Source organism: Streptosporangium sp. G11 (assembly GCF_051192615.1).
In the GTDB taxonomy this organism is placed as follows: Bacteria; Actinomycetota; Actinomycetes; order Streptosporangiales; family Streptosporangiaceae; genus Streptosporangium.
In genome coordinates, this window is sequence record NZ_JBPJUQ010000277.1 from 1 (window position 1) to 1510 (window position 1510).

At 66.9% G+C, this 1510-nt stretch carries 2 protein-coding genes; one reads left to right on the top strand and one right to left on the bottom strand.

The window, feature by feature from the left end; genetic code table 11:
* Positions 1-155: 155 nt before the first annotated feature.
* Positions 156-569, bottom strand: a complete 414-nt coding sequence (locus ACSDR0_RS50515; protein WP_435296118.1) for an ATP-binding protein — start codon at positions 567-569, stop codon at positions 156-158.
* Positions 570-901: 332 nt separating this feature from the next.
* Here ACSDR0_RS50515 and ACSDR0_RS50520 point away from each other — a divergent pair, with 332 nt between their 5' ends.
* The gene (locus ACSDR0_RS50520; RefSeq protein WP_435296119.1) at positions 902-1387 is read left to right on the top strand and encodes an STAS domain-containing protein; all 486 of its coding nucleotides are present in this window, start codon (positions 902-904) and stop codon (positions 1385-1387) included.
* Positions 1388-1510 lie beyond the last annotated feature (123 nt).

Genomic DNA, 1510 nt, shown 5'->3' on the forward strand with positions numbered 1-1510 from the left:
ACTGCCTCACCGCCCATCAACGACCCGCTGGGCCCTGATAGTACGTCTAATCTTGCTGTCCAAAAAGGAACGAAGCAATAGGCGACAGTTGATTACGCGAGGTCGCCAGAGTGGCACCCCTAGCGCGGAGTTCGCGGTGGTGTAGCGGCGCTCGTCTACCGGACGGCGACGAGGCCGTGGCGCCGGCGCAGGCGCATCCGCAGCCGGACGCATGATCGCCCGCTGCCCTGGCGGATGGTGAACTCATCGCAGAGCCGGCCCATCAGCCACAGCCCGACGCCCCGGCCCGCCTGCTGGGATGGGCGCCGGCGGTGGACATCTTCGGGCATGAGCCGACCGGCGGTGTCGACGACGTCGACGGTCAGCTCCGTCTTGTCGTGCCAGATGGTCAAGGTGCCGCTTCCACCGCCGTGTTCCAGGACGTTGACGGCGGCTTCGTTGGTGGCGAGCAGTAGATCCTCCAGCCGCGTTCCGGTCAACCCCGCATCCGTTGCGTGGCGGTGAATCCGTCGTCGCAAGGCAGCCAGGTCGGCGGTGATCGGCCAGGGCCCTCGGTAGTTGGTGCTCACACAGATCCCCTCATGCGGATGCCGTATCTGGATCTCACCGGGGGCTACCGGATTCGCCTACCAGACTTCAGGGCGCTTACTGACGACCTTGCACGAGGGTGACTACCCGCTCTTGCCTGCTTAATCATCGGCGACCGGCAACCGCGTCCCTGCCAGGGTTATGGCGTCGGTGTGGTGGGGTGGAGATGGTCAGGCACCCCGTTGGCGAGTAGCCTGAGGGAGCGGTGTCTTTCGCTGGTGGGCCCCCGAGCCTGCGGCGTCCTACTTGCATTGATCTCGTGCCGTCTTGACCTCGCGGCTTGTCTCTTTGACGAGCCCCTGGAGGATCTGGCATGGACGACACCCATGGCGCCACCCGCGCATCGGTCTACGACGGTGGGATATTACGCATCATCTCGAGGGTTCATCCGCCGGGGATATGGCTGGAGGGAGAGCTGGACCGCAGCAGCGTGCTCGCCTTGATGGCGGCGCTGGCCGGGGCGGCCCATCGGTCGGCTCCCGGCGATGGCCCATTGTCCGTCGATCTGAGCGGGCTGGATTTCATCGATGTGGGCGGCCTGCGCGTGCTGGTCAACGCCGGCCTCGGCACAGGAGGCGCCAGCGCGGGTGTCATCCGGATGGTGGCGGCCCCGGCGGTGGTGCGCCGCCTGCTACGGTTCACCGGCTGGGACAGAGTGCCCGGATGGGGCGAGGCGCCCGCCGTGTACTTGGATGAGGGACAGCCCGACGCCGACGAACACAGCCTTACCCTGGTCGCCCCGAATAACGGCCTCGTCCTGGTCGCCACGAACACCGGTGCCGTAGACGGCGGAGGTTGATGGACAAGCAGCGGCCGGCAGCGGTATGGGCGGCGATCAACGATCACGCTCGCGATGACGGCAAGCCGGTCTCCATCGACACGGTGTGCCTGATCTGCGCGCAGGCGCTGCGCGCCCAAGGGG

Excerpts from the sequence above, each read along its gene's own strand:
- ACSDR0_RS50520 (WP_435296119.1), top strand. The coding sequence starts at position 902 with ATGGACGACACCCATGGCGCCACCCGCGCATCGGTCTACGACGGTGGG.